5 protein-coding genes are annotated in these 5,639 nt (G+C 65.7%); 2 read left to right on the top strand and 3 right to left on the bottom strand.

The window, feature by feature from the left end; translation table 11 throughout:
* Nucleotides 1-387: 387 nt before the first annotated feature.
* On the bottom strand, nt 388-1,275 hold the full coding sequence (locus tag AC6LJW_RS29305) for a GlxA family transcriptional regulator (protein ID WP_498088958.1): 888 nt from the start codon (nt 1,273-1,275) through the stop codon (nt 388-390).
* A gap of 90 nt (nt 1,276-1,365) precedes the next feature.
* Between AC6LJW_RS29305 and AC6LJW_RS29300 the strand changes: the two genes are divergently transcribed.
* Nucleotides 1,366-2,040, top strand: a complete 675-nt coding sequence (locus AC6LJW_RS29300) for a DJ-1/PfpI family protein (protein WP_056570577.1) — start codon at nt 1,366-1,368, stop codon at nt 2,038-2,040.
* A gap of 11 nt (nt 2,041-2,051) precedes the next feature.
* Here the strand turns inward: AC6LJW_RS29300 and AC6LJW_RS29295 are convergent, their stop codons facing one another.
* Nucleotides 2,052-2,534 carry an Lrp/AsnC family transcriptional regulator gene (locus AC6LJW_RS29295; protein WP_498088957.1) on the bottom strand — a complete coding sequence of 161 codons (483 nt, stop codon included), beginning with the start codon at nt 2,532-2,534 and terminating at the stop codon, nt 2,052-2,054.
* Nucleotides 2,535-2,666: 132 nt separating this feature from the next.
* Between AC6LJW_RS29295 and AC6LJW_RS29290 the strand changes: the two genes are divergently transcribed.
* Nucleotides 2,667-3,299 carry a LysE family translocator gene (locus tag AC6LJW_RS29290; RefSeq protein WP_056570579.1) on the top strand — a complete coding sequence of 211 codons (633 nt, stop codon included), beginning with the start codon at nt 2,667-2,669 and terminating at the stop codon, nt 3,297-3,299.
* A 642-nt stretch (nt 3,300-3,941) separates the two neighbouring features.
* Here AC6LJW_RS29290 and AC6LJW_RS29285 read toward each other — a convergent pair.
* The coding region (locus tag AC6LJW_RS29285; RefSeq protein WP_498088956.1) for an ABC transporter ATP-binding protein at nt 3,942-5,639 on the bottom strand (1,698 nt) is incomplete at its 5' end.

Below are 5,639 nucleotides of genomic sequence, written 5' to 3'. Positions count from 1 at the left end.
TCTGACACCCTGGTGAGATTCGCGTCATATGAAGAGCATGTTCCAAGGGTGTCAGACACCGGTGGGAGAGAAGCGTCTTGCGGTGCCCGCCCACGGGCGGCCGTGCGGGCGGCCTTCGTGGGCTTACGCGGCGTCTTGCGTCGTGGTGATGACGCTGCGCGTATGGCTGCTTATGCGTCAGGTGTCTGACACCCTGGTGAGATTCGCGTCATATGAAGAGCATGTTCCAAGGGTGTCAGACACCGGTGGTGGCAGACGCTCTCGCTACTTCAAGCGTTGCCGATCCTAATCGTCAATTGAACTCTAGTTCGTGGGCGCTCGTGCCCACGGGGACTGCGGCGTCGGGCGACCTACGAAGACCTACGAAGATCTGACGCAGCCTTGCCGCTATTGCCGTGGGCGCTTCTGCATCGGACCTACGTGTTGTTCGACGGCCTTCCTTGTCATCTTGCCGGCGCTCTCCAAGGCACCGGCGCGTTCCTCGCGCAGACGCCGCAGCACTTCGGTCGGCGCGACGCCGAAGTGTGCCGCGAACTTGCGCTGGAAGGTGCGCCGCGACATGCTGCAGGCGTCCGCCATGTCGTCGACCGACCAGCGCGCCGACAGCCGTGCCTCCATTTTTTCGACCAGTTCGCGGAACGGCGCGGCCACGCGGTCCTGCAGCCGCAGCGTCTGGCTGTACTGGCGCTGGTCGCCGTTGCGGCGCATGAAGACGACCAGCCGCCGCGCGACTTGCTGCGACAGCGCCGCGCCGAAATCGCGCTCGATCAGCGCCAATGCCATGTCGATGCCAGCGGTGACGCCCGCGGAGGTCCAGTATTTGCCGCTTTCGATGAAGATGCGGTCGTCGTCGACGCGAAGGCCGGGGTAAAGCTGGCGCAGACGGTCGGCCGAGCGCCAGTGCGTGGTCACGGCGCGGCCGTCCAGCAGGCCGGTGGCGGCCAGCACGAATGCGCCCGTGCAGACGCTGCTGGTGCGACGCGTGCCGGCGTCGCGGCGGCGTAGCCAGGCGCGCGTTTCGCCGTGCGCCGCGGCGCGGTCCACGCCGGGGCCGCCGGGCACCAGCAGCATGTCGATGGACTCGTCGCCGTCCGCTTCGAAGGTGCCGTCGACCTGCATGCGCAGCCCCTGTTCCCAGGTGGAAACCACCGGCGATGCCGCGATCGTGTTCAAGACATACAGCTGGCGGCCTGCTTCTTCGTTGGCCGAGCTGAAGGCCTGCCACGGACCGGCCAGGTCCAGCGGCTGGAAACCGTCATATAGCACGAACATCACGCGTTGTGGCGCGATTGGCGCGCTTTCTGGCGCACCGCGCGGCGCGCGTTCGCCTATGCTGGGCTCTGGCGTTTTCATGGGAGCAACGTCATGCAAGTAAATATCGTCTTGTTCGAAGGGCTGACCCAGCTCGATATGACTGGGCCGTACGAGGTGCTGGCGAACGCGCCGGGCTTCACCGTGGATTTTGTCGCAAAAACGATGGAGCCGGTGCGGTGCGACCGGGGGCTGCGCTTCGTGCCCACGCAGACGATCGACTCGGCGCTGCCTTGCGACCTGCTGGTCGTGCCGGGCGGCCCGGGTACGGACGATGCCATCGTCGATCCGGCGTGGGTGGACTTCACGCGCCGGCAGGGGCAGGGCGCCAAGTACCTGTTCGGTATCTGCACGGGCTCGCTGCTGCTAGGCGCGGCCGGGCTGCTGCGGGGCAAGCGGGCGTCCAGCCACTGGCGCGCGCGCGAACTGTTGGCCCGCTTCGGGGCCACGCCGAGCGACGAGCGCCTGTGCGTGGACGGCAATGTGTTCACGGCCGGCGGCGTGACGTCGGGAATCGACATGGGGTTGAAGGTGGTGGCGTCGCTATGCGGCGAGGACGTCGCCAAGCTGATCCAGTTGCAGATCGAATACGATCCGAAGCCGCCGTTTCCGGGCGGCACGCCCAAGACGTCCGAGCCGGCCATTGTGGAGCGCTATCTGGCGATGTCGCAGGCGCGTTTCGAGCGGCGCAGCGCTTTGGTGGACCGGGCGGCGGCGGCCATGCCGTGAGGTGACGAGCCTTATCGGCCCAGGTGATCCAGCGGCAGGGGACTTTGCGGCTTAACCGTCTGGATCGCGAAGTTGCTGCGGATATCTTTGACGCCCGGCAGTTTCAGCAGGGTATGCAGCAGGAAATGCTCATACCCGCGCAGATCGGGCACCACGACCTGCAACAGAAAGTCGGATTCGCCGGACACGAGGTGCGCGGCGATCACCTCCGGTAGCGCGCTGACCTCGTTGCGGAACATCTCGGCGTCCCGTTCGTGGTGGCGCTCGACCTTCACGCCCACGAACACCGTCAAACCCAATCCGACCTCGTGCGGATCGAGGCGCGCTTCGTAGCCCTGGATGACGCCGGCTTCCTCCATCATCCGCACACGGCGCAGGCAGGGCGACGGAGACAGACCGATCTGTTCCGCGAGCTCCACGTTGGTGAGCCGGCCGTTCTTCTGCAATGCCTCCAGAATGCGGCGGTCGTAGGCGTCAAGTTGGCGTTTTGGCATGAATGTATGGAATTCGAGTTTTGATTGGCGTGTTGTGCCAGAAATGGTATCCAAGTTGGCAAGAATGGCAAGCACATGCCAGCCCCTTTTTTCTAGAATCTCGCCATTGAAAACTTGTGGTGGAGCGCGGTCATGGCCGATATGGCGTTGTTTCTCGGGGCCCTGCTGATCGTGTACGTGGTGCCCGGGCCAGACATGATCCTGCTGTTGGAAACCGGTCTGCTGCGCGGCCGCGGGCAGGCGCTGGCGGTGGCGGCGGGCTTGGCGATCGCACGTGCGGCGCACGTGACGCTGGCTGCGCTGGGTCTGGCAGCCTTGTTCAAGACCCACCCGTGGGCGTTCGACGCGGCGCGCACGGTGGGCGGTTGCTATCTGGTGTGGCTGGGGATCCGTCTGCTGCGCGCGCCGCTGGCGATTCCGCCCTTGAACGGCGAGGTCGCGCCGCGGCATGCGGGCTGGGGGCCCGCGCTGATGAGCGGGGTGCTCACCAACGTGCTCAACCCCAAGGCGCTGCTGTTCTGCTCGGTGCTCCTGCCGCAGTTCGTGTCCCCCGAGCGCGGCCCGATCGGCCAGCAGTTCGCCGTGCTGGGCGTCATCCTCGTCGGTTTGGGCCTGACGTTCGACGTGCTGTGCGCGCTGGCGGGCGGCGCGGTAGGCCGCTGGATGTCGGCAAGCCCGCGTGCGCAGAAGATTCAGGGCCTGGTCTTCGGCACCGCGCTGATCGGCTTCGGCCTGCGCCTGACATTCGCCAACCGCCCGGGCTGACCGGCGCGGCAACTTGCCAGGTGTCAGACACCCGTGATTTTTGAGGTGTCTGACACCCTGAGGAAGTGATCGGCAGTTTGCGGCTGCATCTCAGAGGGTGTCAGACACCTGGACCGGAGCAACTTGCTGGGTGGCTGACACCCTGACGTTGGTTCTGTAGGACCCAATGAGGTGTCAGACACCCGTGATTTTTGAGGTGTCTGACACCCTGAGGAAGTGATCGGCAGTTTGCGGCCGCATCTCAGAGGGTGTCAGACACCGGTACCGGAGCAACTTGCTGGGTGACTGACGCCCTGACGTTGGTTCTGTAGGACCCAATGAGGTGTCAGACACCCGTGATTTTTGAGGTGTCTGACACCCTGGGGAAGTGATCGGCAGTTTGCGGCTGCATCTCAGAGGGTGTCAGACACCGGGACTGGAGCAACTTGCCGGGTGACTGACGTCCTGACGTTGGTTCTGTAGGACCCAATGAGGTGTCAGACACCCGTGATTTTTAAGGTGTCTGACACCCTGAGGAAGTGATCGGCAGTTTGCGGCCGCATCTCAGAGGGTGTCAGACACCGGTCCAATGCGGCGAACCGCCAACAAGAAAGGCCCGGCGCGCACTTGCGCCGGGCCTTGTTGCTTCGCACCGCGCCAGCGTTACTTGCCGAAGGCGAACGAAGCTGTGTCGACTTCGTCGGTCTTGGCGGGCGGCGGGACGGCGCCGTCTTCCAGCAGTTCCGCCGGATCCAGGCCCTTGGTCAGTTCCAGCGCCTGGCGCTCGAAGAGCCGCCGGTACAGGCCCCCCTTCAGGCGGATCAGCGCGTCGTGGCTGCCTTCCTCGATGACGCGGCCATGGTCCATCACCAGCAGGCGGTCCAGGGCGCGGACCGTCGACAGACGGTGCGCCACGACCAGCGTCGTGCGGCCTTCCATCAGGCGGTCCATCGCGCGCTGGATCAGGACCTCGCTTTCGCTGTCCAGGCTGGACGTGGCTTCGTCCAGGATCAGGATCGGCGCGTCGGCCAGGAACGCCCGCGCAATCGCCACGCGCTGGCGTTCGCCGCCCGACAGCTTCACGCCGCGTTCACCGACCAGCGTCTCGTATCCCTTGGGCAGCGCCATGATGAAGTCGTGCGCGCTGGCCAGCCGGGCCGCCTGCTCGATGTCCGCCTGCGATGCGCCCGGGCGGGCATAGGCGATGTTTTCCGCCAGCGTGCGGTGAAACAGCACAGGCTCCTGCTGCACGATCGCGATCTGGCCGCGCAGCGACGCCTGTTTCACCTGGGCGATGTCCTGCCCGTCGATGGTGATGCGGCCACCGTTCACGTCATACAGGCGCTGGATCAGCTTGATGAACGTCGTCTTGCCCGATCCCGAGTGGCCGACCAGGCCCACCCGTTCGCCCGGCGCGATGCGCACCGAGAACCGGTCGTACAGCGCGACATTGTGCGCGCCATAGCGGAACGTCACGTCCTCGAAGCGGATCTCGCCCGCGGTCACCGCGATGTCGCCCGCGCCCGGCCGGTCCTCAACCCCCAGCGGCTGCTTTTCCAGCGACACCAGTTCTTCCATGTCGTTGACCGAGCGCTGCAGGTTGCGGATGTGCATGCCCACGTCGCGCAGATAGCCCTGCAGGACAAAGAACATGGTCAGCGTGAAGGTGATGTCGCCCACGCTGGCCTGATTGCGCGACCACAGCAGCAGCGACGCGCCCAGGATCGAGGCCTGCATGGCGACCAGCATCGCGCCCTGGATGCCGCCGTTGAATGTGGCACGGATCCAGGTGCGGCGCGTGCGCCGTCGCCACTTGTCGATGACGCGGTCAAGGCGTGCCTCTTCACGCGTTTCCGCGCCAAAGGCCTTGACCACCGCGTTGCAGCTGACGGCATCGGCCAGCGCACCGCCCATGCGCGTGTCCCAGGCATTGCCCAGCCGTGCCGCAGGCGCCACGTACGCCAGCGACAACGTCGCGGTGACGGCGATGTAGAGCACCGAGCCGAGGCCCACGACCAGCCCCATCAGTGGCCAATGCGCGCCCAGCAACGCGGTCGCGCCCACCAGCATGACCACCGACGGCAGCAGCGCCACCACAAGCGTGTCGTTCAAGAGGTCCACCGCCCACATGCCGCGCGTGATCTTGCGCACCGTCGAGCCGGCGAAGCTGTTGGCGTGCCAGTCGGTGGAAAACCGCTGCACGCGGTAGAAGGCATTGGAGGCGATGCCGTTCATCATCTTCAGCGTGAAGGTGATGATGTTCTGGAAGACGGCCTGGCGCAGCAGCGTCCCGCCCACGCCCAGCGCGACCAGCAGCCAGAAGGCCGTGATGGCGGCGTTCCAGGCAAGCTGGTCGCGGGG

The sequence above is a fragment of the Achromobacter sp. 1012554356 genome (assembly GCF_059760815.1).
Note: the sequence above shows the minus strand (reverse complement) of the source record. Positions and strands in the feature narration are given on the sequence as shown.

Coding starts and splice junctions, on each gene's coding strand:
- AC6LJW_RS29295 (WP_498088957.1), bottom strand. CDS start 2,534: ATGCCAAAACGCCAACTTGACGCCTACGACCGCCGCATTCTGGAGGCA.
- AC6LJW_RS29290 (WP_056570579.1), top strand. CDS start 2,667: ATGGCCGATATGGCGTTGTTTCTCGGGGCCCTGCTGATCGTGTACGTG.
- AC6LJW_RS29300 (WP_056570577.1), top strand. CDS start 1,366: ATGCAAGTAAATATCGTCTTGTTCGAAGGGCTGACCCAGCTCGATATG.